Annotated in this window: 1 protein-coding gene; it reads right to left on the bottom strand. The window is 59.0% G+C overall.

Going from position 1 to position 420, the window contains the following annotated elements:
* Window positions 1-420, bottom strand: a 420-nt coding sequence (locus ACNFOC_RS55545; protein ID WP_416966463.1) for a class II fructose-bisphosphate aldolase, incomplete at both ends; no start/stop codon positions are given.

The following is a 420-nucleotide window of genomic DNA, read 5'->3' on the forward strand; positions in this document are numbered from 1 at the left end:
GTACAACACCAGGCGCGTACATGCCGTGCGCCGTGCCTACCGAGACGGCCAGTAGATCAATGCCTGTCTGCGCGATAAACGGTTCCACATCAGTGGGTTGCGTCATCAGGTCTGCATTGGCGGCCTGGTCGTAACGCGGCGCATCTGCCAGATGGCCCAGTTCGCCTTCCACGCAGAGCTGCGCGCTGGCGGCGAGTTCCACCACCGCCCTGGTCTGGCGCACGTTTTCCTCCAGGGGAAAAGCAGAAGCATCAATCATTAATCCGCTGAAACCAGCACGAAACGCCTGACGAATACAGTCCGGATTTTTGCCATGATCAAGCGCCAGAGTGACCGGTACTGAGGCAGATTCCGCGAGCGTTTTAACCACTGCCGCCGCGACGGGTGCAGGAAAATGCGCCAGATGCCCCTGATAGAGAT

The sequence above is a fragment of the Streptomyces colwelliae genome (assembly GCF_048158785.1).
Classification (GTDB): domain Bacteria; phylum Actinomycetota; class Actinomycetes; order Streptomycetales; family Streptomycetaceae; genus Streptomyces.